This window comes from Thioalkalivibrio sp. ALJ16 (assembly GCF_000377345.1).
Lineage (GTDB): Bacteria > Pseudomonadota > Gammaproteobacteria > Ectothiorhodospirales > Ectothiorhodospiraceae > Thioalkalivibrio.
The window spans coordinates 26,232-50,806 of record NZ_KB898041.1 but is presented as its reverse complement, the minus strand read 5'-3'; the positions used below and the strand labels follow the sequence as shown (position 1 = coordinate 50,806).

Here is a 24,575-nt window from a genome sequence, read left to right as displayed (position 1 = left end):
GTGGAAACCCGTCTGCACCCGCGCTTCGAGAACGACCCCGCGGCCCGCATCGCCGAGGACGCGCTGCGTGCCTGCGTGCACTGCGGGTTCTGCAACGCGACCTGCCCCACCTATCAGGAACAGGGTGACGAACTCGATGGCCCGCGCGGACGCATCTACCAGATCAAGCAGGTGCTGGAACAGGGTGAGGGCAACGCCAGCACGCGAACTCACCTGGACCGCTGTCTGACCTGCCTCAACTGCATGACCACCTGCCCCTCGGGCGTGGACTACAACCACCTGGTGGCCTTCGGCCGCGAGGTGGTCGAGCAGGACTGCCCGCGGCCCTTCCGCGAACGTCTGCTGCGCGGCCTGCTGCTGCGGGCCCTGCCCTCGCGCTGGCCGTTTCGCGCCGCACTTGGCCTGGGGCGCCTCGCGCGCCCGCTGCTGCCGCCCGGCCTGCGCCGCCGGATTCCCGCCCGCCGGATTCCCGCCCGCCGGCGCCCGGCTCGCGGCGCCCCGGCGCCGACGCACCAGCGCGCCCCCGGCTTCGAGCACGGGCGCGTGCTGCTGCTGGACGGCTGCGTGCACGATGCCCTGGATGCCCGCATCAATGCCGCGCTGCGGCAACTGCTGGCCGCACGCGGGATCGAGGTGGTCTCGGTCGCGGCCGCCGGCTGCTGCGGCGCGGTGGAACACCACCTGAGCGCACAGGCCCGCACCCGCCAGCGTCTGCGCCGCAATCTCGACGCCTGGCAGGCGGAACTGACACGCGGGGTGGACGCGGTGGTCAGCACCGCCAGTGGCTGCGGAGTGATGCTGCGCGACTACGGACACCTGCTGGCGGACGACCCCGCCTACGCCGAGCGCGCGGCCGCATTCTCCGCTCAGGTGCGCGACCCGGTGGAGCTGTTCGACGACGATGCCATCCGCGGCCTGGGTATCCGCGCCCCGGACGGCCACCCGCCAGTGGCCTGGCACGCGCCGTGTACCCTGCAGCATGGCCAGGGCCTGGCGGGGCGCGTGGAGCCCCTGCTGCAGGCCGCCGGGTTCCGGCTCGTGGTGGTCAACGAGCCGCACCTGTGCTGCGGCTCGGCCGGGACCTACGCAATCACCCAGCCGGAACTGTCGGGGCGCCTGCGCCAGCGCAAGCTGGAGCACCTGGAGGCCGCCACCCCGGGGCGTATCGTCACCGCAAACATCGGCTGCCAGACCCATCTGCAAAGCGGCACCGAAACCCCGGTCGAGCACTGGCTGACCCTGCTGGCCCGCCACTGCCCCTGAGCACCCGGCGCTTCGGCCCGGTCGGGCCAGTCATGCCGCGCCTCGCCGCGCCTGGCCGCGCAACTCCCGCCAGTGCGTGGGGGCGCTTGCCCGCACCCGGGGGGCGTTCTAGATTCCCCTTTTTCCAATCAGGTAGAGCGATCCATGCAGGCACAATCCTTTCTCCCCCCGCAGCGCACCCTGATGGGCCCCGGCCCGTCCGACGTCAATCCGCGCGTGCTGAGTGCGATGAGCCGACCGATCATCGGCCACCTGGACCCGGTGTTCGTCGGCATGATGGAGGAGATGAAAGGCCTGCTGCAGTACGCCTTCCAGACCAGCAACGCCCTGACCCTTCCGGTCTCCGCCCCGGGCTCCGCCGGCATGGAGACCTGCTTCGTGAACCTGGTCGAGCCGGGCGACAAGGTGATCGTCTGCATCAACGGCGTGTTCGGCACCCGGATGAAGGAAAACGTCGAGCGCTGCGGCGGCACCGCCGTGGTGGTCGAGGACGACTGGGGCGCGCCGGTCTCGCCGCAGAAGGTCGAGGACGCGCTGAAGGGCAACCCGGATGCGAAGGTCCTGGCCTTCGTGCATGCCGAGACCTCCACCGGTGCCTGCTCGGACGTCGAGACCCTGTGCCGGCTGGCACGCGAACATGGCTGCCTGACCATCGTCGACTCGGTGACCGGACTGGCCGGCAGCCCGCTGTACGTGGATGACTGGGGCGTGGACGCCATCTACTCCGGCTCGCAGAAATGCCTGTCCTGCACCCCTGGGCTGTCGCCGGTCAGCTTCAGCGAACGCGCGGTGGAACGCATCCAGGCGCGCAGCCACAAGGTGCAGAGCTGGTTCCTCGACCTGAACCTCGTCATGGGCTACTGGGGCGGGGGCGGCAAGCGCGCCTACCACCACACCGCGCCGATCAACGCTTTGTATGCCCTGCACGAGTCGCTGGTGATCCTGGCCGAGGAGGGCCTGGAACAGAGCTGGGCACGCCATTGCCGGCACCACGCGGCGCTGCGCGCCGGCCTCGAGGCCATGGGCCTGAACTTCCTGGTCGATGCCGAGCATCGCCTGCCGCAGCTGAACACCATTCACGTCCCCGAAGGCGTGGACGAGGCCGCGGTGCGCAGCGAACTGCTGAACCGCTACGGTCTCGAGATCGGTGCCGGGCTTGGACCGTATGCCGGCAAGGTCTGGCGCATCGGCCTGATGGGGTACGGGGCGAACGAAAAGAACGTCCTGCTGTGCCTCTCCGCGCTGGAAGCGGTCCTGGCCGACATGGGTGCGGTAACCCCGGGCCGCGCCATGCCGGCGGCGCGGGCAGCCTACGCGCAGCAGGGCTAGGCGTCTTTCGCCAGCCCCCCTTGTTTTGTCCCCGCATGTCGCCATGATCGGTGGTGGGGAATGTCGAGACCCAATGGGAGACGCACCATGACGCTAAGCGAACTGCTGCACTACCTGGATGAACACATGGACGGCGTGTTCCTGGACGGCGATCCGGCCGCGACACTGGCCAAGGCACGCAACGCGGAACACCGCAACCCGATCGCCGCCGAGGTGCTGGTCGCACTGATGGACGGCGCCGGCGCCGACAGCCCGGACACCACTCTGGAACGCGCCGAGGCCGTCAAGTCCATCGGGCCCACGCGCCTGAAGTACATGGGAGACGATGCCCCGGTGGAGGGCTTCCGCCTGGTGGAAAAGACTATCGTGACCATCGATGCCGCCTACAACGAGGAGGCCCTCGCCTCGCGCGGCTGACCCCTCCCGTCTGTCGCTATCCCGGGAACCGCGCACGGGTTATCCGGGATCTCCGACGCCGGGGCAGATCAAGGCGATGCGGTATCCCCAACACGGGGGATCCCGGCTCTTCGCTGCGCTACGGCCGGGATGACGAGAGCGATTTCCGCAGGGAGACGCGGACGTGCGATTAAGTCAGCGTCTCCCTAGAACAACCCGGCGAGCCAGAGCACCGAACCCGCCATTGTGGCCCCGATCAACGCGCCCATGGCCACGTCACTGGGATAGTGCAGGGCCAGCACCAGGCGCGAGGCCGCCACCAGGACCGCAAACGGCAGCACCAGCCAGGCCCATACCGGCAACCAGGCCACCAGCACCACGCTGAACCCGACCGCGTGCATGGTGTGCCCCGACGGGAAGCTGAATTCGTCCAGCGGGTCCACCGTGCGCGTGAATGGTCGATCCCGGTGACAGGGACGGCGCCGGCTCGTCCGTCGCTTCAGCCACTTGTAAACCGGCAGCGCCATCAGCCCCACCACCGCCATCTGCAGGCTGACCCAGGCCGCCTGCGGCCCGTGGATCAGCGGCAGCGCCAGCATCAGCAGGTACCACAGCACCCCGTCACCCAGGCGGCTCACCGCCCCGAAGAAGCGGCTGACGAAACGGCGCCGGTTGTAGTGATTGAAACGCTGGCAGACCGCCAGCTCCAGCTCATCCATCCATTGCAGCACTCGCATCGCGCGTCTCCTCGATGATCTGCTGGCAGATGTCCTCGAACTGCCTCACCACCTGCGCCCAGTCCAGCTCCCGGGCATGACTGCGGGCGTGCGCGCCCATCTCGCCCCAGCCCTGCGGGTCATCCCCCAGGGCCGCGGCGGTGGCGACGAACGCCGCCGCATCCTCGGCCGCCGCGCCGGTAAACGGCACGCTGGCGCCATGGACCCCGCTGGTCACATGCTCGTGCGCCGCCGCGATGTCGAAGGCGAGCACCGGAAGCCCGCTGGCCAGAGCCTCGATCACCACGTTGCCGAAGGTCTCGGAACTGGACGGAAACAGGAACAGGTCGGCGCTGGCGTAGTAGCCGGCGAGGTCCGCGCCGACCTGCTGGCCGGCAAACAGCGCATCCGGGTGCTCTCGTTCCAGGGCGGCGCGGGCCGGGCCGTCGCCGACCAGCACCAGACGCGCGGCGGGCAGGCGTTGCTGCAGCGCCCGGAATGCGGCGAAGGCCAGCGGCAGATTCTTCTCCGGTGCCAGCCGGCCGACGTACAGCACCACCGGGGTGGTATCGTCCACGCCCCACTGCTGGCGCAGCACGGACGAACGCCGCGCCGGCGCGAATCGCCGGGTGTCGACCCCGCGGGCCATCACCGCCATCCGCTGGAACCCCTGCCCGGCCAGCTCGTCCGCCAGGGCCTGCGTGGGCGCCAGCGTGACCGCGCAGCGATTGTGAAAGCGGCGCAGCAGTGCGCGCACCACGGGCGTCAGCCAGCCGACACCGTAGTACTCGGCATAGCCATCAAACTGGGTATGGAAGCCGGAGGCGACCGGAATGCCCAGCCCTCGCGCCACCCGCAGCGCCGAGTGGCCGAGCGGCCCCTCCGTGGCGATGTAGACCGCATCCGGACGCCGCGCCCGCCACAGCCGGGTCAGGCGTCGCGCCGCCGGCAGCCCCATGCGCAGGCCCTGGTAGCCGGGCAGCGGCATGCCGGGGAACACCACATCCTCCGGGGCCGATCCTGTGTCCGGTGCCGATGCGCGGACCTCGCCGGCCCGTCGCGGGCGCAGCACCTGCACCTGATGCCCGCGCCCGCGCATACCCTCCACCAGCCGCGCCAGGGTATGCGCCACGCCATTCACCTCCGGCGGCCAGGTCTCGGTGACCAGCGCCAGGTCGAGGGCATTCGGGGAAGGGGGACAATGTCGTGAATCGGTAACGGTTGCATGCATGGTGCCGGCCCCTCCCCTGTCGTCGTTACGAGGCGAGCGGCGTTCGCCGCCCGCTGGGCGGCGGATCCGCCGGAAGGGCCAGGGCCGTGACGATCGCCTCGCGGGCACCATCGGCCAGCGCGCGCCGATCGGCGCCGGTGGCCTCCAGCGCGGGCAGGAAGTGCAGGTCTACGCGGGTCTCGCGCCGGCCCAGCAGCCGCCACACGTTCGCGATCAGGTGATCCCCCTCGGCATAGGACACCGGCACCGGGCCCTGCTCCGGGCGCTCGTAGGCCAGCGCCACCGGCTGCACCGGATGCTCGCGACCGGCTACCGCGGCGAACAGACGCGGGTGGAAGCGGCGCACGTATTCACCGCGGCTGGTGGTGCCCTCCGGGAACACCACGAAATGGCGCCCGTCCTCCAGTCCCTCGCGCATGGCCTCCACGTGGGCTGCGGCCTGATGTCCCCCGCGCTCGATGAAGCGGGTGTCGTGACGCCGGGCCAGCCAGCCGATCACCGGCCAGCGGGCGATCTCGGCCTTGGACAGGAAACAGGGATCGACCACGGCCCCGATCAGCGGGATATCCAGCCAGGAGACATGGTTGGCCACCACCAGCGACGGACGCTCGGGCACGCGGCCATGGACGCAGAACCGGACCCCGGCGATCCACAGCGCGCGGTCGTACCAGGCCCGGCGGATGCGGCTGCGCTGGGCGAAGTCGTCACCGCGGCGCGTCATGCGCCAGGTCAGCCAGACCCCCGCCAGCATGTGAAGCAGTATGCGCATCAGCCTACCCAGCGCCCGCAGATTCCCGACCATGTTCCGACCCTCGGCTTGCAGGCGCCGCAGCGCCCAGGAAGTGCCGATGGTAACGGTCCGGCATGGCGCGCACATCCAGCAGGACAAGGACATCCGCGACATTGAAGTCCGGGTCATGGCAGGCCTCGCCGCAGATCCGCGCACCCAGGCGCAGATAGGCCTTGAGCAGCGGCGGCAGGCCGCTGCGGCTCGGGGTGCCGTGGCAGATGGTCAGGGCATTGGGCAGCGGCCGCCGCGGCGTCACGCGCAGGCGCGACGGGGCCCGATGGAACAGCCGCAGCCAGGCCAGCTGGGCCGGCGTCTGTTCGCCGAGCGGCAGGCTGGCGCAGCCCATCAGGTAGTCGTACTGATGCGCCGTCATGAACTGCGCCAGGCCGGTCCACAGCGCGTTGATCGCGGCACCCTGCCGATGGCCCGTGCGCACGCAGGTCCGGCCAACCTCCAGGGTCCGCCCGGGCAGGTTCATCAGCGGGCCCAGCTCGAATTCGGACAGGGAATAGAAACCGCCGGCTGTAGCGGCGCTTTCCTCGGTCAGGATACGGGTGCAGGCCACCACGTCGCCGCTGCGGCGCTCGCGCACCAGCAAGTGGTGGCAGTGGGCATCGAGGGGATCACAGTCAAGGTCGGCACGGGCGTGCGGAAGGACCGCGCCCATCTCGCCGGCGAAGACCTCGTGGCGCAGGCGCTGTGCGGCTTCCAGATCCGCAGGACTGGAGGCCAGGTGGACGCGATAGGCGGTTTCGGCATCCGCGGAGGACGCGGACAGGGAGCGAGGCGGTGCGGTCATGGTGGCGACCTCCGGTTGAACTGTCCCGGAGACTACGCCGCACGCTTGACCATACCGTGTAGAAACGATGACGGCCGGATGAACCCGCCGCCGGATACGCACCCGCAGAGGGTGGTATAGGGGGCGGAGACACCGGCCCCCGCCCCGCGAAACATGGCTACGGCAATTTGCCGGCGTAGGCCCCGGATTCCACCGGCAGGTCCTCGGCCTCCCAGCCCTTGATGCCGCCCGCGATGTTCACCACGTTGGTGAAGCCCATCTCCTGCAGCCGCTGCACGGACATAGCAGCGCGGCCGCCGGTCGCGCACATCACCGCGACCGGCTTCTCGCGCGCGTTCACCAGGGCATCGATGCGGTGCGGCGTATTCGGGTCCGCCGCGCCTTCCAGCAGGCCGCGGGGCACGAGGATCGAATTCGGCGCGTGCATCTTCTCGAACTCGTAGGGTTCGCGCACGTCGACCACCAGCCAGTCCTCGCCCACCTCCATCTTCTCGGCGAGATCGGCCGGGGCAATCTCCTTCACGTTCTTGCGCGCCTCGGCGACGAAATCCATCAGCTTCTTCTCGCTCATTCGAACCTTCCCTTTTGCAATGATCTGGATGTCTTCGTAGGAGCCTGCTTGCAGGCGAAGCCCCTGCCCATGTCGGAGTTTGGCAGGGGCTTCGCCTGCAAGCAGGCTCCTACCATCGGACTCATTCTACCGTGGGTACGCGACCAGGCGTTTCAACCCTGTGAGAGCGCGCTGTCCAGCGCCGAAGGGTCAGTCACAGGCGCCTCGCATTGCAGGCCGCGGCAGACATAGGCACGCACACCCGTCTCCGGGGCGGCCTTCTCCGCCAGCGCGGCGGGCAGGTTGCCGGCATCGGTCGGGATCGCGAACGCCCAGACCGGGGCAGCCTGCGCCCGCAGGCGCTGCTGCCACCCGGGCAGGTCACCAGTCGCCCCGCGCAGCACGACCAGGGCCGGCGGCTGGTAGTGGATGTCCAGCGCCATCAGCAGGCTCATGTGACCCACCGGGGCCTGTTCGATCATCGGGCCGGCATTGGCCAGGGTGCGCTCGGCCGCCTCGAGGTACCGTGGCTCGGCCAGCAGGAACCCGAGCTTCTGCAAGGCCTGCGCCGCGATACCGTTGCCGTTGGCCATCGCATCGTCGGCATACACCTTCGGTCGCTGGATCAGCGCCTCGTGATCGCGGGCGGTAAAGAAGAAACCGCCGTGGTCGCGGTCCTCGAACTCCGCCAGCAGGGTATCGGCCAGGGTGACGGCCCAGCCCAGCAGGTCGCTGTCCCATTCGGCCTCCAGCAACGCCAGTGTGGCCTCCAGCAACAGGGCGTGATCGTCGAGATAGGCGCGCGGCATCGCGCCGGTCGCCCTCTCGCGAACGCTGGCGTACAACCGGCCGTCGCGCCACAGCCGCTCGCGCACAGCGGACATCGCATCACGCGCCAAGTGCAGCCATTCCGGGTGCTCCAGGGCGCGCGCGGCCCGCGCCAGCCCGGTGATCATCAGGGCATTCCAGGCACCCAGGATCTTCTCGTCCCGGTGCGGCCGCACCCGGTCCTCGCGGGCCGCCAGCAGGCGTTCCCGCGCCTGATCCAGCCGTCGGTTCACCTCCGCCTCGTCGATCCCCAGCGCCTCCGCGACGGTCGCCGGCGGCACGACCTCATGCAGGTGCCAGCGTCCCTCGAAATTGGCCGGGCCATTAAGCCCCCAAACGCGACTGGCAACGGCCCACTCGTCCTCCGGCAACAACGCCTCCACGGTCACCGGATCCCAGACGTAGAAGCGCCCCTCCTCGCCCTCGGAGTCCGCGTCCAGACTCGAGTAGAACGCCCCGGACCCATCCCGCATCTCGCGCTCCAGCCAGGCGACCGTCTGTTCCACCACCCGCCGGGCGCGGAGATCGCCGCCGGCCGCGCGCTCGGCGTAGAGCCCCAGCAGCGGGCCGTTGTCGTAGAGCATCTTCTCGAAGTGCGGGATCATCCAGCGGGCGTCTACCGAGTAGCGGCAAAAGCCACCCCCCGCCTGATCAAAGATGCCACCCGCGGCCATCGCGTCCAGGGTGCGCCCCAGCATGCGGTCGGCCTCGGCATCGCCATGGCGCGCCGCATGCCAAGCCAGCCACTCGAGCGAGGCCGGGTGCGGAAACTTGGGCGCATCCCCGAAGCCGCCAAACTGCTCGTCGAAGGTCTTCGCCAGTTCCGCGCGCCCCTTGTCGATCACGCTCAGCGCCGGGATCGCACCGCCGGCGGGGCGGTAGATCCGACCCAGCGCCTGCTGCAGCGATTCGTTCTGGCGCTGGATCTCGTCGGGGTGCTCGGCGAGGAAATCGGCAACCCGCGTCATCAGATCCACGAACGACGGCAGGCCGTGGCGCGGGGAATCGGGGAAGTACGTCCCGGCAAAGAACGGCACCTGGTCCGGCGTGAGGAAGACGGTCAGCGGCCAGCCCCCGGGACGCTGCGACAGCAGCATGTGCGCGTTCTGGTAGATGCGGTCGAGATCCGGGCGCTCCTCGCGGTCCACCTTGATGTTGACGAACCGCTCGTTCATCACCGCGGCGGTGTCCGGGTCCTCGAAGGACTCGTGCGCCATCACGTGGCACCAGTGGCAGGCGGAGTAGCCGATCGACAGCAGGATCGGCTTGCCCTCGCGACGGGCGCGTTCCAGCGCCTCCTCGCCCCAGGGGTACCAGTCCACGGGGTTCTCGGCGTGCTGCAGCAGGTAGGGGCTGCTGGCTCCAGCCAGTCGATTCATTGCACGGCTCCTTGCGCGGGGTCTTCTGAAGGCCGATCAGGTGCACGGATCGTCCCTTGCGGGTAGCATGTGCAGCCGGTTTTTCATCCGCAAGCGCCCATGCCCACGCACCCGTTTATCGATCCGGTCGCCCTGTCCCTCGGCCCCCTGACCCTGTACTGGTACGGCCTGATGTACCTGATCGGCTTCGTCGCCTTCTGGGCCCTGGGCGTATGGCGCACACGCACCCGTGACTGGGACCCGCTGCACCCCTGGCAGGTCGGCGATCTGCTGTTCTGGGGCGTGGTCGGAGTCGTGGTCGGCGGCCGGCTCGGCTATGCCCTGTTCTACAATCTGGACGCCACACTGGCCGACCCGGTCAGTCTGTTCCGCGTCTGGGAGGGCGGCATGGCCTTCCACGGCGGGCTCGCCGGGGTGCTGGTCACCTGCTGGCTGTATGCCCGCAGGATTGGCCAGCCGTTCTTCCGCCTGACCGACTTCATCGCCCCGCTGATCCCGATCGGCCTCGGCGCCGGCCGCATCGGCAACTGGATCAACGGCGAGCTGTGGGGCAAGCCCACCGACCTGCCCTGGGCCATGGTCTTCCCGGCCGCGGACTACATCCCGCGCCACCCTTCGCAGCTGTACCAGGCCTTTCTCGAGGGGCTGGTGCTGTTCGTGGTGCTGTGGGTCGTCTCGCGACAGCCGCGCCGCACCGGGCTGATCTCGGGTCTGTTCCTGACTCTGTACGGCAGCTTCCGCTTTGCGGTGGAATTCGTGCGGGTGCCGGATGCCCACATCGGCTATCTCGCCTTCGACTGGCTGACCATGGGGCAGGTTTTGACCCTGCCGGTCATCCTGTTCGGCGTGGCCCTGATCATCTGGTCGCGGCGCAACCCGCTGCCCGGTGCGCGCCCCACCCCGGAGACCCCCTGACATGCAGCAGTTCCTGGACCTTGTGCGCCACATCCGCGACCACGGCTCGGATCGCCCGGACCGCACCGGCACCGGGACCCGCTCGGTGTTCGGCTACCAGATGCGCTTCGACCTGGCGGACGGCTTTCCGCTGGTCACCACCAAGCGCACCCACCTGCGATCGGTGATCCACGAGCTGTTGTGGTTCATCCGCGGCGAGACCAACATCGGCTACCTGCGCGAGCACAAGGTGCGCATCTGGGACGAGTGGGCCACCGAGGACGGCGACCTCGGCCCGATCTACGGCGCACAGTGGCGCAACTGGGCCGGCCACGACCAGCTGGCGGAGCTGGTCGACAACCTGAAAAACCGGCCCTATTCCCGGCGTCACATCATCAGTGCATGGAACGTCGCGGACCTTCCGGACGAATCGGTCTCGCCGCAGGCCAACGCCGCGGCCGGGCGCATGGCCCTGGCCCCCTGCCACACCCTGTTCCAGTTCTACGTAGCCGATGGGCGGCTGTCCTGCCAGCTCTACCAGCGCAGCGCCGATGTCTTCCTCGGCGTCCCCTTCAACATCGCCAGCTACGCCCTGCTGACCCACATGCTGGCGCAGGTGGCGGGCCTGAAGCCCGGCGACTTCGTGCACACCTTCGGCGACGCCCACCTCTACCACAATCACCAGGACCAGGTCGAAGAACTGCTCGGACGCGAGCCGCTGCCGCTCCCGACCCTGCACCTGAATCCGGACGTCACCGACCTGTTCGCCTTCACCTTCGACGACATCGAGGTGCGCGACTACCACTCCCACCCCCCGATCAAGGCCCCCATCGCCATCTGATCGCTGCCGGAGTCCCCATGCCCCAGCCCGAGATCCACCTGATGGTCGCGCTCGATCCGGATCACGTGATCGGCCGTGACAACGACCTGCCCTGGCATCTGCCGGAGGACCTGCAGCACTTCAAGCGCGTAACCAACGGCCACCCGATGATCATGGGGCGGCGCACCTTCGAGTCCATCGGGCGCCCGCTGCCGAAGCGGCGCAATCTGGTCCTGACCCGCCAGGCGGACTGGCGCGCCGACGGCGTCGAGGTCTACCCGGATCTGGACGCGGCCCTGGCCAGCATCGAAGCGGGCCCGGCCTTCGTGATCGGCGGCGCCGGTCTGTTCGAGGAGGCCCTGCCACGCGCCGACGTCCTGCACCTGACCCGCGTGCACGAGTGCCACGCCGGGGACACCTTCTTCCCAGCGATCGACCCCGCGGACTGGGACGTCGTCTGGTCCGAACACCACGAAGCCGACGACCGCCACGCCTGCCCCTTCACCTTCGAACGCCTCGAACGCCTCGAACGCCTCGAACGCCTCGAACGCCGCACCCGCTGACCACGCCCCGGCACGCCTTTCAATCCGACACGAAAAAACCCGGCTCAAGGGCGGCAACAGGAAGATGAGAAGATTGGAAGAATGATGTAAATCAGGGTGAACCGGCGCGCACAGACCGGCGCCGCAGGCACCGTCCGGTTTCAGAATCCTTCCAGACTTCTTTTCTTCCTGTTCACGCTTTTTGGTTTTGACCCGGGGCTTCTTCGTGTCTTTGTGGTGAAGAGACGGGTTCAGCGGCCGCCGAAGTGGGGGATCAGGCGGCCGGGCAGCAGGTGGACGAGGATGAAGCCGAGCATCGCGGCGACCACGATGGTCGGGCCGGTCGGCGTGTCGTACTGGAACGAGCCCCACAACCCGGCACCCACCGCCAGCATGCCGATCACCGCCGCGAGGATCGCCATCTGCTCGGGGGTGGAGGCGAAGCGCCGCGCACTGGCCGCCGGGATGATCATCAGCGCAGTGATCAGCAGCACTCCGACGACCTGCATCGCCGCCGCGATCACCAGCGCGATCAGCAGCATCAGGCCCAGCCGGACCAGCAGCACCGGCACGCCCTCCACCTGCGCCAGTTCCTCGTGCACCGTCAGCGCCAGCAGCGGGCGCCACAGCAGCACCAGCAACAGCAGCGCTACCGCCCCGCCGATCGCGATCGACAGCAGATCCCCGGTCCCGACCGCGAGGATATCGCCGAACAGGTAGGCCATCAGGTCCACCCGCAGCCCCTCGATAAAGGTGATCGCGACGATCCCCAGCGACAGCGCGCTGTGTGCAAGGATCCCGAGCAGCGTGTCCGCGGCCAGTTCCTGGCGCCGTTGCAGCAGCACCAGCAGGATCGCGATGGCCACGCACACCAGCGTGACCATCAGGTTCAGGTTCAGCCCCAGCAGCACCCCGAGGGCTACGCCAAGCAGGGCCGAGTGCGACACGGTATCGCCGAAATAGGCCATGCGTCGCCAGACCACGAAGGCCCCCAGCGGCCCGGCCACAGCCGCCACCATCAGCCCCGCCAGCAGCGCGCGCACCAGGAAGTCGTCGAGCAGCCCCTCCATCACCGGTTGCCTCCCCCGTGGCCGTGGTGGCCATGCGCGCAGCCGGCGTGGTGCTCGTGCACCTCCCCGGCCACATCGTGCACATGGTCGTGATCGTGCCGGTAAACCCCGATACCCTGCATGTCCGTCTCCGGGAACAGGCGCTGGTACTCGGGATGCCGTGAAACCTCCTCCGGCCGGCCGGTACAGCACACATGCTGGTTCAGGCAGATCACCGCATCGGCCCCCGCCATGACCAGATGCAGGTCGTGCGAGACCATCAGCACGCCGCAACCCGTCTCGTGGCGGATATCGTCGATCAGTTTGAACACCTCGCCCTGGCCGACGATATCCACGCCCTGGGCCGGCTCGTCCAGCACCAGCAGGTTCGGCCGATTGAGCAGCGCGCGGGCCAGCAGGACCCGCTGCATCTCGCCACCGGAGAGCGACTGTACCGGCTTGTGCAGCAGGTGCGGGACACCCACCCGTTCGAGCCGTTCCCGCAGCACCGACTCCGGGGCCCGCTGGCGCAACGTCAGGAAGCGCCGCACCGACAGCGGCAGCACCGGCTCGATCTGCAGGCGCTGCGGCATGTAGCCGATGCGCAGGCCGCGTCGGCGCTGCACCCGGCCGTTGCCGGGCTTCCACAGCCCCAGGAGGACGCGCAACAGGGAGGTCTTGCCGGCGCCGTTGGGCCCGATCACCACGGTCACTTCGGCCGGTCGCACCTGGACGGAGACCTGATCCAGGATCACCCGACCCGCACGCTCCAGCGATACGTCGCGGGCCGCCAGCAAGGGCGTTGCGTCAATTTCCGTTGCAGAGGGCTGGGGAGGGCTTTTTCGGATCATATTGATATAGTATAACGTTAATAATATCGATGGAGAATCCGCCCATGTGTTCCGCCGCCCGCCGCCCCAAACTCCCTGCCCTGTTGCTGAGCCTGGCGCTCCTGCTGGGGCTCGCCGCGCCCGCGCAGGCCGACACCCCGCGCATCGTTACCTCGATTCTACCCGTCCACAGTCTGGTTGCCGCACTGGCCGGCGATACCCACGAGGTCGAACTGCTGGTCCCGGCCAGCGCATCACCCCACGGCTACGCGATGCGGCCTTCCGAGGCGCGCCGCCTGCAACAGGCCGACCTGGTCATCTGGGTAGGCCCGGAGCTGGAAGGCTTCCTCGAACGGCCCCTGCGCGGGATCTCCGACCGCGCCACCGTGATCAGCCTGATGCACGACCTTGACCTGGACCTGCTGGAAGGCCGTAGCGGCGGGGTCTGGGAAGGCCACCACCATCACGGCGACACCGAATCCGACGCGCATGCCCACGAAGAGGATCATGACCACCACGGCCATGACCATGGCCATGGCAACGGACACGGCCACGATCACGACGGCCAGCACGCGCACGGGTCCGAGCACGCCGAATCCGCCGCCGCCGACGACCACGGGCATGCGCACGGGCATGAGCACACAGACGGAGATGAACATGGCCACGGGCACACCCACGGCGACCACGACAGCCACATTTGGCTGTCGCCGGGCATCTCCCGCGCAATCGTCGACCAGCTCGCGGACCACCTCGCCGAGCACAGCCCGGAACATGCCGCGGCGATCAGGGAAAACCGCGAGCGTCTGCTGGAACGTATCGATACGCTGGATGCCACGCTGGCAGAACAGCTGGAGCCGGTACGCGACCAGCCGTTCATGGTGTTCCACGACGCCTACCAGTATTTCGAGCGCCACTACGGCCTGAACGCGGCCGGCTCCATCAGCATCGACCCCTCGCGCATGCCGGGCGCACGGCGCCTGGCCGAACTGCGCACGCGCCTGGCCGAGGGCGATGTCGCCTGCCTGTTTACCGAGCCACAATTCCGGCCGGCCCTGGCCGAGACCGTGGCCGCCGGGACCGCTACCCGACTCGGCATGCTCGACCCCATCGGCGCGGACCTGGAGCCCGGCCCGGACGCCTGGTTCGAGCTGATGCAGGGCATGGCCGACGGTTTCACCGACTGCATGGCACCGGACGCGCGCTGACCGCCACACGGCCCTGAATGCGCCGCCCTGCCGTTTCCTGGCCGGGTGCCACCCCCTAAGCCCTGTCATCCCGGGCACCGCGAAGCGGTGACCCGGGATCTTACGCCTCGTGGCGCCCCCGGCGCCGGAGATCCCGGCTCTACGCTTCGCTCCGGCCGGGATGACACAGACGCGGGTGCCGCAGCGGCCACGATGACATGAACAAGGGGAACGCGGCGGCCGGGATGCCCGAGGAGAAGGGCATGCATGCCCTGCGGCGATCAGAGCAGGATCAGGGCCCAGACCAGCGCGGCGAGCAGAAAGCTGACCAGCACCGCGGCCGAGGCGATGTCCTTGGCCCGCGCCGAGAGCGGGTGGTGACCGTCACCAAAGCGGTCGATCGCCGCCTCGACCGCCGAATTGAGCAGCTCCACCACCAGGATGAGCAGCACGCTGGCCGCCAGCAGGGCCCGTTCCACGCCGTCCTGACCCAGCCACAGCGCCAGCGGCAGCAGCACCACCGCCAGCGCCAGCTCCTGACGAAACGCGGCCTCGTGACGAAATGCCGCGCGCAGCCCGCGCCAGGAATAGACAAAGGCGCGGAGCACGCGGGCGGGGCCGCCCAGCTGACTAGATGCCATGGGCGTCCGGGGCATCGGGTGCCGGCGCGGGCTGCACCTGGTTCCGCCCTTCACGCTTGGCCGCATACATCGCGTCGTCGGCACGCTTGATCCAGTCCTTGATGGCCTCGCCGCGCTGGCACTGCGCCACGCCAAGACTGATGGTCACACGCCCCACCCGTTCGAAATCGAGCGCCGCCACCTGCCGCCGCAGGTCTTCCGCCACCCGAGCGGCCGCCTCAGCGTCGGTGCCCGGGAGCAGCACCATGAACTCCTCCCCGCCCCAGCGTCCCAGCACGTCCGTACCGCGCAGGCGCTCGCGACTGGCGTGGACAACGCGCCGCAGTACCTCGTCACCCACATCGTGGCCGTGGGTGTCGTTGATCCGCTTGAAGTGGTCGAGGTCGAGCATCACCAGCGAGCAGGGCTGCTGGTACCGCTGGGCGCGTTGCGCCTCCTGTTCCAGCACGGCCTCGAAGTGGCCACGGTTCGCGGCATCGGTCAGGGGGTCGTAGAAGGCCTGGTGCTCCAGCGCCGCCTCCAGCTCCTTCTGCCGCGAGATGTCGTGGAACACGGCAATGTAGTAGTCGATCGCGCCCTCGGTATCGCGGATCGCGGTGACGATCTCGTGCAGCGGGAAGATCCTGCCATCCTTGCGCCGATTCCAGACCTCGCCCGACCAGTGGCCACGCTCGCGCACGGTCCGGAACATCTCTTCGTAAAAGGCCGGTTCCTGGCACCCGGAGTTCATGATGCGCGGGTTGCTGCCAACGGCATCGGCATCGGTAAAGCCGGTCAGCTCGGTAAAGGTGGCGTTGACCCGCTGGATGGTCCCCTCGGCATCGGTGATGAAGATCGCCTGGCTGCTGTCGAAGGTCGCCGCGAGCAGGCGCTGCTCCTGCTCCATGCGGTGGCGGTCGGTGATGTCCTGAACGGTCCCCGCCATGCGCAGGGCACGCCCGTGGTCATCGAACTCCACATAGCCACGTTCGTGGACCACGCGTTCCCGGCCATCGGGCCGCAGCACGCGATGCACACTGTCGAAACAGCCGTTGCCCGCCAGCGCCGCATTGATCTCGCCCTGCACCCGCTCGCGATCCTCGGGATGCACGGTCTGCAGGAACGCCTCGTGGGTCCCAGGCCATTCGCCCCGCCGAATACCGAAGATCCGGAACACCTCGTCCGACCCTCGAATCTCGTTGCGGACAAAATCCGATACCCAGTTGCCCACATGCGCGATGCGCTGGGCCTCCGCCAGTTCCTGCTCGCGCTGGTGCAGGGCCTCCTCGGCGCGCACGCGCTCGGTGATGTCCAGGAGCACGCCGTGCCAGAGCACACTGCCATCGTCCATGGCCTCCGGGCTGGCGTGGCCTTCCAGCCAGATCTCGCCACGCTCGGGGTGACGCACGCGGTAGCGCTGGCGCCACGGCTCAAGGCTCCGCATCGAGGCCTCGATACTCGCGACCACCAGGTCAACGTCGTCCGGGTGGATCACCTCGAACACGCTGCTGGCATCACGCATCACCGCCTCCGGGGTAACCCCGTAGACCTCGGTCATGCCCTCGCTGGCATACGGGAAGAGGCCACGCCCGTCCGGATACTGCTGATACTGGTAGATCACGCCCGGCAGGTTGTGCGCGATCTTCTCCAGATGGCGTTCGGTCTCCAGGCGCGCCCCCACATCCTGGAACGCCCCGACCAGTTCCACGACGGCCCCCTGGGCATCGCGGATCGCGGTCACCTGGTCTTCCAGCCACTGCCAGCGGCCATCGGACCTGCGCTGGCGATAGCTCAGGTGACAGACGCCCTGCCCGCCCTCGGCCAGCCAGCGCTGGATCTGCGCGAAACTGCGGCGATAATCCTCGGCCGGCACATGGGTGGCCAGCCAGTCCGGCTCGCCGGTGACCTGGTCCGGCGTCCAGCCGGTCACGGTCTCGGCGTTGGGGCTCATCCAGGTCATGACCCCGAGGTTGTCGGGGCTCATGGTGTAGATCACCGCCGGGCTGGCCCGCAACAGCGTCTCGGCGCGCTGTTCGGCCGCCTTGCGTGCGGCGATATCGGCGATCACGACCAGAATGGCCTCGGCACAGTCCGCGGTCGCCGGGATGCGGCTGCTGGTGATCTCCACCCAGCGCGGCTGTCCGTCCGGATCCAGCAGGCGCAGCTCGAAATGACAGTGATCGCAGCCACCCTGCAGCAGCACCTGGCGCCGGGACTGACAGTACGCGCGGTCTTCGGGGAATACATGCGCCTGCAGCGGGGCATCGACCAGGTCTGCCGTGGCACAGCCCAGCAGCGCCGCCAGGCTCGCATTCGCGCGCAGGATGCGGCCCTCGGTGTCCATCTCGGCCAGTCCCACCGGCGCATAGTCGAACAGCGCCGCATAGCCGTGGATGGCACAAATTTCGCTCATTGTCTCGCGTTCCTTGCCCGTCTTTGCCCCTCTTGCGGGAGCTATTCGCTGGACACGCCGGAACGGTCCCCTGCCCTCGGGCCTGGCAGGACAGTAATAGAATGAATCCAGAAACTACCAGATAACGAGTCTGGTTTCCCGTTCAACCCCACAAAACGGCGTCCATCCCGCGCAGAAACGCCAGCGCCCCCGAACAACGGGGGCGCTGGGGCACCAGGCCCACTGCGGGCCTCAGGGCTGGAACGACCCGGTCAGCCGTGCGTACCGGTGCGCGGCGCGCTGTCGCCCGTGCTCTCCTGCGGCTCGAACACCACATCCAGCGCCTTGGCAGCGGCGACCTCGTTGAAGCGCCGATTGGGCAGCGTGTGCGGTGCGCCCTTGATCGTCTCCATGTCGTTCTCCGACTCGGCCAGGATGCAGGCCATCGCCTCGACAAAACCGTCCAGACTTTCCTTGGATTCCGTCTCGGTGGGCTCCACCAGCAGACATTCCGGCACCAGCAGCGGGAAGTACGTCGTCGGCGCATGGTAGCCATGGTCCAGCAGGCGTTTGGCGACATCGCCTGCGGTCAGACCGCGTTCCTTCGCCTGCTTCTTCAGCGTGACGATGAACTCGTGGGTCGCACGGCGCTCGGGATAGGCCAGATCGAACCCGACCCGTTCCAGTTCGCGCGCCAGGTAGTTGGCGTTCAGCGTGGCGAATTCGGACACGCGCTGCATGCCCTCGCGCCCCAGCATGCGCATGTACACATAGGCCCGCAGCAGCACCCCGGCATTGCCGGCAAACCCGGCCAGACGACCAATGGTCTGTGGGTAGTCCGCCTCGGTCGCGAAGCGATAACCCTCGGCGCCGTCCTCGATCACGTGCGGCACCGGCAGGTGCGGCAGCAGGCGCTCGCCCACACCCACCGCCCCGGAACCCGGACCGCCCCCGCCATGCGGCGTGGAAAAGGTCTTGTGCAGGTTCATGTGGATCACGTCGAAGCCCATGTCGCCCGGGCGTACCTTGCCGAGGATCGCGTTCAGGTTGGCGCCGTCGTAGTACAGCAGGCCGCCGGCGTCGTGCACGATCTTCGCGATCTCCGAGATACGGCGCTCGAACACGCCCACGGTGGACGGGTTGGTCAGCATGATCCCGGCGGTCTGCGGGCCCACGGCCTCCTTCAGCGCCTCGATATTCACGTCGCCGCTGGCATCGGTGGGGATCTCGCGCACCTCGTAGCCGCACATGATCGCGGTCGCCGGGTTGGTGCCGTGCGCGGCATCCGGGACGATGATCTCGCGGCGCTCGGTATCGCCGCGGGCGTCGTGGTAGGCACGGATCATGGCCACGCCGGTGAATTCGCCCTGGGCACCGGCCATCGGCGCCAGCGACACCGCCTTCATGCCGGTGACTTCCTTCAGCATCTCCTGCAGCTCGAACATGGTGTGCAGGAAGCCCTGGCTGTGGCTGGCCGGGGCATGCGGATGCCGGTTCAGGAAGCCGGGCAGCATGGCCAGGCTGTTACAGGCACGCGGGTTGTACTTCATCGTGCACGAGCCCAGCGGGTAGAACTGGGTGTCGATGGAGAAATTCTTCTGCGACAACCGCGTGTAATGGCGCACCACGTCCAGTTCCGAGGCGGCCGGCAGACCCGGCGCGGACTTGCGCTGCAGATTCGCGGGGATGCGGGTCGCGGCGTGGTCGCGCGGTGCCTGGGCGACAGCCGAGCGGCCGGCACGGGAACGTTCGAAGATCAGATGGGCGTCTGTGGTGCTCATAGCGGTTTCTCGCTTGCGTATTCGGGTGACGACGGCCGAGCTCGGGCCCGGCCGCCGGCGGCGCAGTGGTTCTCCGCGCCGGTTACTGGGTCGGGCTCAGGTTGGCCCGGTCATCCAGGGCCGCGAACGCGGCGTCGTAGTCCGGTTCGTCGCCGATCTCGGAGACCAGCTCGGCGTGCATCACCAGGTTGTCGGTATCCAGCACGACCACGCCGCGGGCGGTGATCCCGGCCAGCGGGCCGTCCTGGATCAGCACGCCGTAGTCCTTGGCGAAGTTGCGGTCGCGCATCATCGACAGGACGGTCACGCGCTCGAGGTTCTCGGCGGCGCAGAAGCGGCTCATCGCGAACGGCAGGTCGGCGGAGACGATCAGGATCTCGAGATCCGGACGGCTGGCCACCATCTCGTTGAACTTCTTCGTGGAATCGGCGCAGACCGGCGTGTCCAGGCTGGGCACGATGGAGATCAGCTTGCGCTTGTCGGCGAAGTCGGCCAGCGAGACATCCTGCAGATCCTTGTTGGTCAGCTTGAAGTCCGGGGCCGGCGAGCCCACATGCGGCAGGTCGCCGTTGGTGTTGATCGGGTTACCTTGCAGCTTGATTTCGGCCATGGTTGCCTCCCGGCGTTGGTTGTATGGCGCGTGGTGTCGTTGACCCGGGGAATCGAACCGCCTCAGGCGGCCTGCTCCCACGTGGTCACGTACTGCTCGAGGTCGGATTCGGTCTTGGTCTCGGTGGCGCAGGCCAGCACGCAGCCGTCCAGCTGCGTGTAGTCACGGCCCAGCTCGAAGCCCGCGAGCACACCGGCGTCGGCCATGGCCTGCACGCGGCCGGCGGCGTCACCGCCGAAGTCCAGCGCGACCTCGTGGAAGTAATCGCCGGTAAAGCGTGGCTTGATGCCCTTGGCCGCCAGCTTTTCCACCAGTGCGTGGGTGTTGGCATAGCAGGCCTCGGCCACGCGGGTCAGACCCTCGTCACCCAGCATGGACATGTGGATGGTCGCGGCCGTCACCACCAGGCCCTGGTTGGTGCAGATGTTCGAGGTCGCCTTGGAGCGGCGGATATGCTGCTCGCGCGCCTGCAGGGTCAGTACAAAGCCGGGCTTGCCATCGGCGTCCTCGGCACGACCGACGATGCGCCCCGGCATCTGCCGGATGTGCTTCTTCAACGTGGTCATGAAACCGAAGTACGGCCCACCGGAGGACAGCGGCGCGCCCAGCGGCTGGCCCTCGCCGACCACGATGTCGACGCCGTTGGTGCCCCACTCGCCCGGCGGCTTCAGCAGCGCCAGCGAGACCGGATTCACCACGGCGATTACCGGGATGCCGCGTTCCTCGGCCCAGCCGGTCAGGGCGTCCACATCCTCGAGGATGCCGAAGAAATTCGGCTGGCTGATCACCATGGCGGTGACGTCCTCGTCGGCATACGGCGCCAGCGCGTCCACCGGGGTCTGGCCGGAGGTCTCGTCAAACGGCAGCTCCACCAGCTCGATGCCCTGGTTGCCGATCAGCGTCCTGACCACCTTGCGGTAGTCCGGGTGCAGGGCGCCCGGCAGCAGCACGCGCTTGGCCTTGGAGCGGCGGTTCACCCGCACCGCCATCAGCACGGCCTCGGCCAGGGCGGAGGCGCCGTCATAGAGGGAGGCGTTGGAGACCTCCATGCCGGTCAGGCGGCTGATCATAGTCTGGTATTCGTAGATCAGCTGCAGCGTGCCCTGGCTGGCCTCCGCCTGGTACGGCGTATAGGCGCTGTAGAACTCGCCACGGGTGGCGATCTGCCACACGGCGGCCGGGATATGGTGCTCGTAGGCACCGGCCCCGATGAAATTCGATGGCATGCCGTCCTTCGCCGCCCGCTCCTGCATCAGGCGGGTGATCCCCATCTCGTTCTCGCCCTCGGGGATCCCCGTGAGCGGCGGCGAACGCAGATCGGCAGGGATCTCGTCGAACAGGTCCTCGACGGAATCGGCGCCAATACTGTCGAGCATGGCGCGGATATCTTCTTCGGTATGCGGGATAAACGGCATATCAGGTCTCGCTCTCGCCTGCGGTGGCGAAGTTCGTTAGGGCCCCGGCCAGACGCGACCGGGGCCGATCCGGCCAGGTCTGCCTCAGGACTCGGCCTCGACGTGCGCGGCGTAGGCGTCGGCATCCATCAGCGCGTCCAGCTCGCCGGCGTCGGAGGGCTGAACCTTGAACAACCAGCCATCGGCGAATGGCGACTCGTTCACCTTCTCCGGGCTGTCGGCCAGCTCTTCGTTGATCTCGGTCACCTCGCCGGAGATCGGCGCATAGATGTCCGAGGCGGCCTTGACCGATTCGACGGTCGCGCAGGCACTGCCGGCCTCGACGCTGCTGCCGGTCTCCGGGGCCTCGACAAACACCAGATCACCCAGCAGTTCCTGCGCGTGATCGGTGATGCCCACGGTCACGCTGCCATCGGCCTCCTGGCGTACCCATTCGTGGCTTTTGGTGTACTTCAGGTCCTTCGGTGCTTCGCTCATGACGTCTTCCTTTTTCGATTGGATCCCGCCTGCGCAGTGTAGTCCGGCACACGCGGCATGAGGCAATAATTCGTTAGCGATTCAGTTCGATCTGCGGCTCGCCATTGCGGACGAACACCGGCTTCACCACGCGCACCGGCAGCTTGCGTCCGCGGATGTCCGCGTGCAGCTCCTCGGCCTCAACCCCGGCCGGGATCCGCGCGAAGGCGACCGACACCCCGAGGCTGGGCGAAAAGCTGCCGGAGGTCACCACGCCGTCGCCGGCCTCGGTCTCGATGCGGGTGCCGCCGCGCAGCACGCCGCGCCCCTCCAGCACCAGACCGACCATGCGCTCCGGCACGCCCGCGGCCTTTGACTGTTCGATGGCCTTGCGACCAATAAAGTCGCGTTCGGCGTCCTTCAGGGCGATGGTCCAGCCGAGATTTGCGGTCAGCGGATTGGTCTGGTCGTCCATGTCCGTACCGTAGAGATTCATGCCGGCCTCCAGGCGCAGCGTATCCCGCGCGCCCAGGCCAATCGGATTCACGCCGGCAGCCTTCAGCTGTTCCCAGAAGCCATCGGCCTCGGCCGCCGGCAGCATCACCTCGAAGCCGTCCTCGCCGGTGTAGCCGGTGCGGGCGACGAACCAGGTGTCATTCCAGACCGCGGAGAACGGCTTGAGATCCCCGGCACTACGCAGGTCATCCGGCAACAGCGGCAGGGTCTTCTCCACCGCCTGCGGGCCCTGGATCGCGATCAGCGCGAACTCCGGGCGCGGCTCGACGTTCACGTCGAAGTCCTTGGCCACCTGCTGCATGTGGGCGATATCGCCCTCGGCAGTCGCGGCATTGACCACCGCGCGGTAACTGGCGCCCCCGGTCCAGTAGATGATCAGGTCGTCGATCACACCACCGGCCTCATTCAGCATGCAGCTGTACAGGGCGCGGCCCTCGGTCTTCAGCTTGGCGACGTCGTTGGCCAGCAGGTAGCGCAGGAAGGCCTGCGCCTGCGGGCCATGGATATCCACGACCTGCATGTGCGAGACATCGAACATGCCGGCCCCGGCGCGCACCATCTTGTGCTCCTCCATCTGGGAGCCGTAGTGCAGCGGCATCTCCCAGCCGGCGAAGTCGACCAGCTTGGCCCCCGCACGCTGATGCGCGGCATGGAGGGGAGTTGTCTTCAACGTCGTCATCGTGTTCCCGCCTTGCGTCCGTGTCGTGGTCGGCCCCCGGCCGTGCCGGTGGAACCGCGAGGCCCGGGCGCCGCGCGCCGGGCATAAAAAAAGGGGCGGCCAGCAGGGATTATCTGCTGGCCGCCCCTCTGTCCTGAAACCTGAGAGTTTGCGCCGTGCCAGCGATTACTCGCTGCAGGGCCGCCCCCTTCGGTGGGCCGTCGCCGGCCGCTCTCCAGAGTGTGTCTTCTGCACCGTTCCGGTCCGGTAGCCTGAGCGATTCCGGGCGGATGTTGCGCCTTCGGCGTCTGCCAATCGCTAAGCGATCGCAGAACTCTTCCAGAACGGTGTGCGGGCCGAATCAGCCACCCGCAGACAGATTTAATTGTAGACCAAAATATCTCCCGAGCGAAAGCCCGGACGTGCAGCGGCGGCTTTCCGCCACCCGCCCCGAGCACCCATTGCGGGTGCCGTTACCACGCGATGCGCTACAGGGCGAGATCGATCGCAAGCAGCGCGACGAAGCCGACCAGCACGCCAACAGTCGCCTGCGCCTCGTGACCCTTGCGGTGCGATTCAGGGATGATCTCGTGGCTGATGACGAACAGCATCGCCCCCGCCGCGAAGGCCAGCCCCCAGGGCAGCAGGAACTCCATCAGGGTGATCGCACCGGCCCCGATCAGCCCGCCGATGGGCTGCACCAGCCCGGTCAGCAGCGTCACGCCGAACGCGGCCCACTTGCTGTAGCCCAGCGACAGCAGCGCAATCGCCACCACCAGCCCCTCCGGCATGTTCTGCAGACCGATCGCGATCGCCAGGGTCACGCCATCGCTGACCTCTTCGCCGCCGAAGCCGACCCCGACCGCCAGCCCCTCCGGCAGGTTGTGCAGCGCAATCGCAAAGATGAACAGCCACACCCGCCGGATCTTCGCCGGGTCGGCCCCGCTCTGCGGACCGATATGAAAGTGCTCGTGCGGGACCAGCTTGTGCAGCGCCAGCAACGCCCCGCCGCCGAGTGCCATGCCTACCGACAGCACCAGGATTGCCATGCCGACGCCGCCGTACTGGGCCTCGGCCTGCTCCACCGAAGGCAGCACCAGCTCGAACGCGGTGGCGGACAGCATCACCCCGGCCCCGAAGCCCATCATCGCGTCCTCGACCGACGCGCTGATCCGCCGCAGGAAGAAGATCGGGAGCGCACCGACCGCGGTCATCAGGCCGGCCACCAGGCTGGCCAGCACACCGATCTGCAGGGTGCTCAGGCCGGCGATGCGGGCTTCCAGTGCGGGCCACAGCAGGCTGACCAGCCAGATAAAGGCCGCCAGCGCGACCAGCGACCCAAACAGGAAGATCCGGGGTACGGGCTTGCCGTGATCGTGTTCGACTGCCTCAGATGAAGACTGGCTCATGTGTCGTCCTTGATTGTCGCTCCGCCCTATTGAGCCACGCCGCTGCGCCGCGTTCCACAGACGCGCACTATCGCCGCGTTCGGTCGAACCTATCGTAAACCCCGCCTGCGCGCGGTAG

General features: G+C 68.2%; 23 protein-coding genes and 2 riboswitches. Of the genes, 7 read left to right on the top strand and 16 right to left on the bottom strand.

The annotated features are described in order from the left end of the window. From glcF to D000_RS0106285, 3 genes are all read left to right on the top strand, one after another. A complete protein-coding gene (gene glcF, locus D000_RS0106295; protein ID WP_018872692.1) occupies positions 1–1,263 on the top strand; it encodes a glycolate oxidase subunit GlcF in 1,263 nt (420 codons plus the stop codon). 144 nt (positions 1,264–1,407) lie between these two features. Then, entirely contained in the window at positions 1,408–2,592 is a 1,185-nt protein-coding gene (locus D000_RS0106290; protein WP_018872691.1) for an alanine--glyoxylate aminotransferase family protein, read from the top strand. A gap of 87 nt (positions 2,593–2,679) precedes the next feature. Continuing rightward, positions 2,680–3,009: a hypothetical protein gene (locus D000_RS0106285; protein ID WP_018872690.1), complete on the top strand. Its 330-nt coding sequence runs from the start codon at positions 2,680–2,682 to the stop codon at positions 3,007–3,009. Positions 3,010–3,194: 185 nt separating this feature from the next. Here D000_RS0106285 and D000_RS0106280 read toward each other — a convergent pair whose 3' ends face one another. The 6 genes from D000_RS0106280 to D000_RS0106255 all read right to left on the bottom strand — a co-directional run bounded on the left by D000_RS0106280 (position 3,195) and on the right by D000_RS0106255 (position 9,281). Beyond that, positions 3,195–3,725: a phosphatase PAP2 family protein gene (locus D000_RS0106280; RefSeq protein ID WP_026279808.1), complete on the bottom strand. Its 531-nt coding sequence runs from the start codon at positions 3,723–3,725 to the stop codon at positions 3,195–3,197. Continuing rightward, positions 3,700–4,935, bottom strand: a complete 1,236-nt coding sequence (locus D000_RS0106275) for a glycosyltransferase family 1 protein (RefSeq protein WP_018872688.1) — start codon at positions 4,933–4,935, stop codon at positions 3,700–3,702. Before D000_RS0106275 ends, D000_RS0106280 begins: the two co-directional genes overlap by 26 nt. 25 nt (positions 4,936–4,960) lie before the next feature. Further along, positions 4,961–5,704, bottom strand: a complete 744-nt coding sequence (locus tag D000_RS0106270; RefSeq protein ID WP_018872687.1) for a 1-acyl-sn-glycerol-3-phosphate acyltransferase — start codon at positions 5,702–5,704, stop codon at positions 4,961–4,963. A 4-nt stretch (positions 5,705–5,708) separates the two neighbouring features. Continuing rightward, positions 5,709–6,524, bottom strand: coding sequence for a GNAT family N-acetyltransferase (locus D000_RS0106265; RefSeq protein WP_018872686.1), 816 nt, complete (start codon positions 6,522–6,524; stop codon positions 5,709–5,711). 157 nt (positions 6,525–6,681) lie between these two features. Then, positions 6,682–7,095, bottom strand: a complete 414-nt coding sequence (locus D000_RS0106260; RefSeq protein ID WP_018872685.1) for a rhodanese-like domain-containing protein — start codon at positions 7,093–7,095, stop codon at positions 6,682–6,684. A gap of 152 nt (positions 7,096–7,247) precedes the next feature. Then, a complete protein-coding gene (locus D000_RS0106255) occupies positions 7,248–9,281 on the bottom strand; it encodes a thioredoxin domain-containing protein (protein WP_018872684.1) in 2,034 nt (677 codons plus the stop codon). A 99-nt stretch (positions 9,282–9,380) separates the two neighbouring features. On the opposite strand from D000_RS0106255, the gene lgt reads away from it, so the two are divergent. Genes lgt through D000_RS0106240 form a run of 3 tightly spaced genes read left to right on the top strand, consistent with a single transcriptional unit; the run spans position 9,381 to position 11,558 of the window. Then, a complete protein-coding gene (lgt, locus tag D000_RS0106250) occupies positions 9,381–10,196 on the top strand; it encodes a prolipoprotein diacylglyceryl transferase (protein WP_018872683.1) in 816 nt (271 codons plus the stop codon). A gap of 1 nt (position 10,197) precedes the next feature. Then, entirely contained in the window at positions 10,198–11,016 is an 819-nt protein-coding gene (locus D000_RS0106245) for a thymidylate synthase (protein ID WP_018872682.1), read from the top strand. A gap of 17 nt (positions 11,017–11,033) precedes the next feature. Next, positions 11,034–11,558 (top strand): dihydrofolate reductase, encoded by a 525-nt coding sequence (locus tag D000_RS0106240; RefSeq protein WP_018872681.1) that lies wholly within the window; start codon positions 11,034–11,036, stop codon positions 11,556–11,558. Between the two features lie 230 nt (positions 11,559–11,788). Here D000_RS0106240 and znuB read toward each other — a convergent pair whose 3' ends face one another. After that, positions 11,789–12,607 carry a zinc ABC transporter permease subunit ZnuB gene (gene znuB, locus D000_RS0106235; protein ID WP_018872680.1) on the bottom strand — a complete coding sequence of 273 codons (819 nt, stop codon included), beginning with the start codon at positions 12,605–12,607 and terminating at the stop codon, positions 11,789–11,791. Next, positions 12,607–13,437 (bottom strand): ATP-binding cassette domain-containing protein, encoded by an 831-nt coding sequence (locus tag D000_RS0106230; RefSeq protein ID WP_051074943.1) that lies wholly within the window; start codon positions 13,435–13,437, stop codon positions 12,607–12,609. The genes znuB and D000_RS0106230 overlap by 1 nt, the downstream gene beginning before the upstream one ends. A 44-nt stretch (positions 13,438–13,481) precedes the next feature. Between D000_RS0106230 and D000_RS0106225 the strand changes: the two genes are divergently transcribed. Continuing rightward, positions 13,482–14,621, top strand: coding sequence for a zinc ABC transporter substrate-binding protein ZnuA (locus D000_RS0106225; protein WP_018872678.1), 1,140 nt, complete (start codon positions 13,482–13,484; stop codon positions 14,619–14,621). Positions 14,622–14,881: 260 nt separating this feature from the next. On the opposite strand, the gene D000_RS0106220 is transcribed toward D000_RS0106225, so the two are convergent. The 8 genes from D000_RS0106220 to D000_RS0106185 form a co-directional block, all read right to left on the bottom strand. Further along, positions 14,882–15,241, bottom strand: coding sequence for a diacylglycerol kinase (locus tag D000_RS0106220; protein WP_018872677.1), 360 nt, complete (start codon positions 15,239–15,241; stop codon positions 14,882–14,884). Beyond that, positions 15,231–17,633 carry a PAS domain-containing protein gene (locus tag D000_RS0106215; protein ID WP_018872676.1) on the bottom strand — a complete coding sequence of 801 codons (2,403 nt, stop codon included), beginning with the start codon at positions 17,631–17,633 and terminating at the stop codon, positions 15,231–15,233. Before D000_RS0106215 ends, D000_RS0106220 begins: the two co-directional genes overlap by 11 nt. A gap of 251 nt (positions 17,634–17,884) precedes the next feature. Further along, positions 17,885–19,393, bottom strand: coding sequence for an aminomethyl-transferring glycine dehydrogenase subunit GcvPB (gene gcvPB / locus D000_RS0106210; RefSeq protein ID WP_018872675.1), 1,509 nt, complete (start codon positions 19,391–19,393; stop codon positions 17,885–17,887). Positions 19,394–19,475: 82 nt separating this feature from the next. Continuing rightward, on the bottom strand, positions 19,476–20,003 hold the full coding sequence (gene tpx, locus D000_RS0106205) for a thiol peroxidase (RefSeq protein ID WP_018872674.1): 528 nt from the start codon (positions 20,001–20,003) through the stop codon (positions 19,476–19,478). A gap of 62 nt (positions 20,004–20,065) precedes the next feature. Further along, the gene (gene gcvPA / locus D000_RS0106200) at positions 20,066–21,418 is read right to left on the bottom strand and encodes an aminomethyl-transferring glycine dehydrogenase subunit GcvPA (protein ID WP_018872673.1); all 1,353 of its coding nucleotides are present in this window, start codon (positions 21,416–21,418) and stop codon (positions 20,066–20,068) included. 84 nt (positions 21,419–21,502) lie between these two features. Then, positions 21,503–21,895 carry a glycine cleavage system protein GcvH gene (gene gcvH, locus D000_RS0106195; RefSeq protein ID WP_018872672.1) on the bottom strand — a complete coding sequence of 131 codons (393 nt, stop codon included), beginning with the start codon at positions 21,893–21,895 and terminating at the stop codon, positions 21,503–21,505. Positions 21,896–21,968: 73 nt separating this feature from the next. Then, the gene (gcvT, locus tag D000_RS0106190) at positions 21,969–23,069 is read right to left on the bottom strand and encodes a glycine cleavage system aminomethyltransferase GcvT (protein WP_026279806.1); all 1,101 of its coding nucleotides are present in this window, start codon (positions 23,067–23,069) and stop codon (positions 21,969–21,971) included. Between the two features lie 118 nt (positions 23,070–23,187). Continuing rightward, positions 23,188–23,297, bottom strand: a riboswitch (glycine riboswitch). Position 23,298: 1 nt separating this feature from the next. Continuing rightward, positions 23,299–23,400, bottom strand: a riboswitch (glycine riboswitch). 136 nt (positions 23,401–23,536) lie between these two features. Further along, complete coding sequence (locus tag D000_RS0106185) at positions 23,537–24,457, bottom strand: ZIP family metal transporter (RefSeq protein ID WP_018872670.1); 921 nt, start codon at positions 24,455–24,457, stop codon at positions 23,537–23,539. Between the last annotated feature and the right edge of the window lie 118 nt (positions 24,458–24,575).

Bases quoted from the DNA above. Each gene is read 5' to 3' on its own strand.
- gcvH (WP_018872672.1), bottom strand. From the start codon at position 21,895: ATGAGCGAAGCACCGAAGGACCTGAAGTACACCAAAAGCCACGAATGG.
- D000_RS0106225 (WP_018872678.1), top strand. From the start codon at position 13,482: ATGTGTTCCGCCGCCCGCCGCCCCAAACTCCCTGCCCTGTTGCTGAGC.
- D000_RS0106255 (WP_018872684.1), bottom strand. From the start codon at position 9,281: ATGAATCGACTGGCTGGAGCCAGCAGCCCCTACCTGCTGCAGCACGCC.
- D000_RS0106260 (WP_018872685.1), bottom strand. From the start codon at position 7,095: ATGAGCGAGAAGAAGCTGATGGATTTCGTCGCCGAGGCGCGCAAGAAC.
- gcvT (WP_026279806.1), bottom strand. From the start codon at position 23,069: ATGACGACGTTGAAGACAACTCCCCTCCATGCCGCGCATCAGCGTGCG.
- D000_RS0106220 (WP_018872677.1), bottom strand. From the start codon at position 15,241: ATGGCATCTAGTCAGCTGGGCGGCCCCGCCCGCGTGCTCCGCGCCTTT.
- D000_RS0106280 (WP_026279808.1), bottom strand. From the start codon at position 3,725: ATGCGAGTGCTGCAATGGATGGATGAGCTGGAGCTGGCGGTCTGCCAG.
- tpx (WP_018872674.1), bottom strand. From the start codon at position 20,003: ATGGCCGAAATCAAGCTGCAAGGTAACCCGATCAACACCAACGGCGAC.
- gcvPA (WP_018872673.1), bottom strand. From the start codon at position 21,418: ATGCCGTTTATCCCGCATACCGAAGAAGATATCCGCGCCATGCTCGAC.
- lgt (WP_018872683.1), top strand. From the start codon at position 9,381: ATGCCCACGCACCCGTTTATCGATCCGGTCGCCCTGTCCCTCGGCCCC.
- D000_RS0106230 (WP_051074943.1), bottom strand. From the start codon at position 13,437: ATGATCCGAAAAAGCCCTCCCCAGCCCTCTGCAACGGAAATTGACGCA.
- D000_RS0106290 (WP_018872691.1), top strand. From the start codon at position 1,408: ATGCAGGCACAATCCTTTCTCCCCCCGCAGCGCACCCTGATGGGCCCC.
- D000_RS0106185 (WP_018872670.1), bottom strand. From the start codon at position 24,457: ATGAGCCAGTCTTCATCTGAGGCAGTCGAACACGATCACGGCAAGCCC.
- D000_RS0106275 (WP_018872688.1), bottom strand. From the start codon at position 4,935: ATGCATGCAACCGTTACCGATTCACGACATTGTCCCCCTTCCCCGAAT.
- gcvPB (WP_018872675.1), bottom strand. From the start codon at position 19,393: ATGAGCACCACAGACGCCCATCTGATCTTCGAACGTTCCCGTGCCGGC.
- D000_RS0106265 (WP_018872686.1), bottom strand. From the start codon at position 6,524: ATGACCGCACCGCCTCGCTCCCTGTCCGCGTCCTCCGCGGATGCCGAA.
- D000_RS0106270 (WP_018872687.1), bottom strand. From the start codon at position 5,704: ATGCGCATACTGCTTCACATGCTGGCGGGGGTCTGGCTGACCTGGCGC.
- D000_RS0106215 (WP_018872676.1), bottom strand. From the start codon at position 17,633: ATGAGCGAAATTTGTGCCATCCACGGCTATGCGGCGCTGTTCGACTAT.
- D000_RS0106285 (WP_018872690.1), top strand. From the start codon at position 2,680: ATGACGCTAAGCGAACTGCTGCACTACCTGGATGAACACATGGACGGC.
- D000_RS0106245 (WP_018872682.1), top strand. From the start codon at position 10,198: ATGCAGCAGTTCCTGGACCTTGTGCGCCACATCCGCGACCACGGCTCG.
- D000_RS0106240 (WP_018872681.1), top strand. From the start codon at position 11,034: ATGCCCCAGCCCGAGATCCACCTGATGGTCGCGCTCGATCCGGATCAC.
- znuB (WP_018872680.1), bottom strand. From the start codon at position 12,607: ATGGAGGGGCTGCTCGACGACTTCCTGGTGCGCGCGCTGCTGGCGGGG.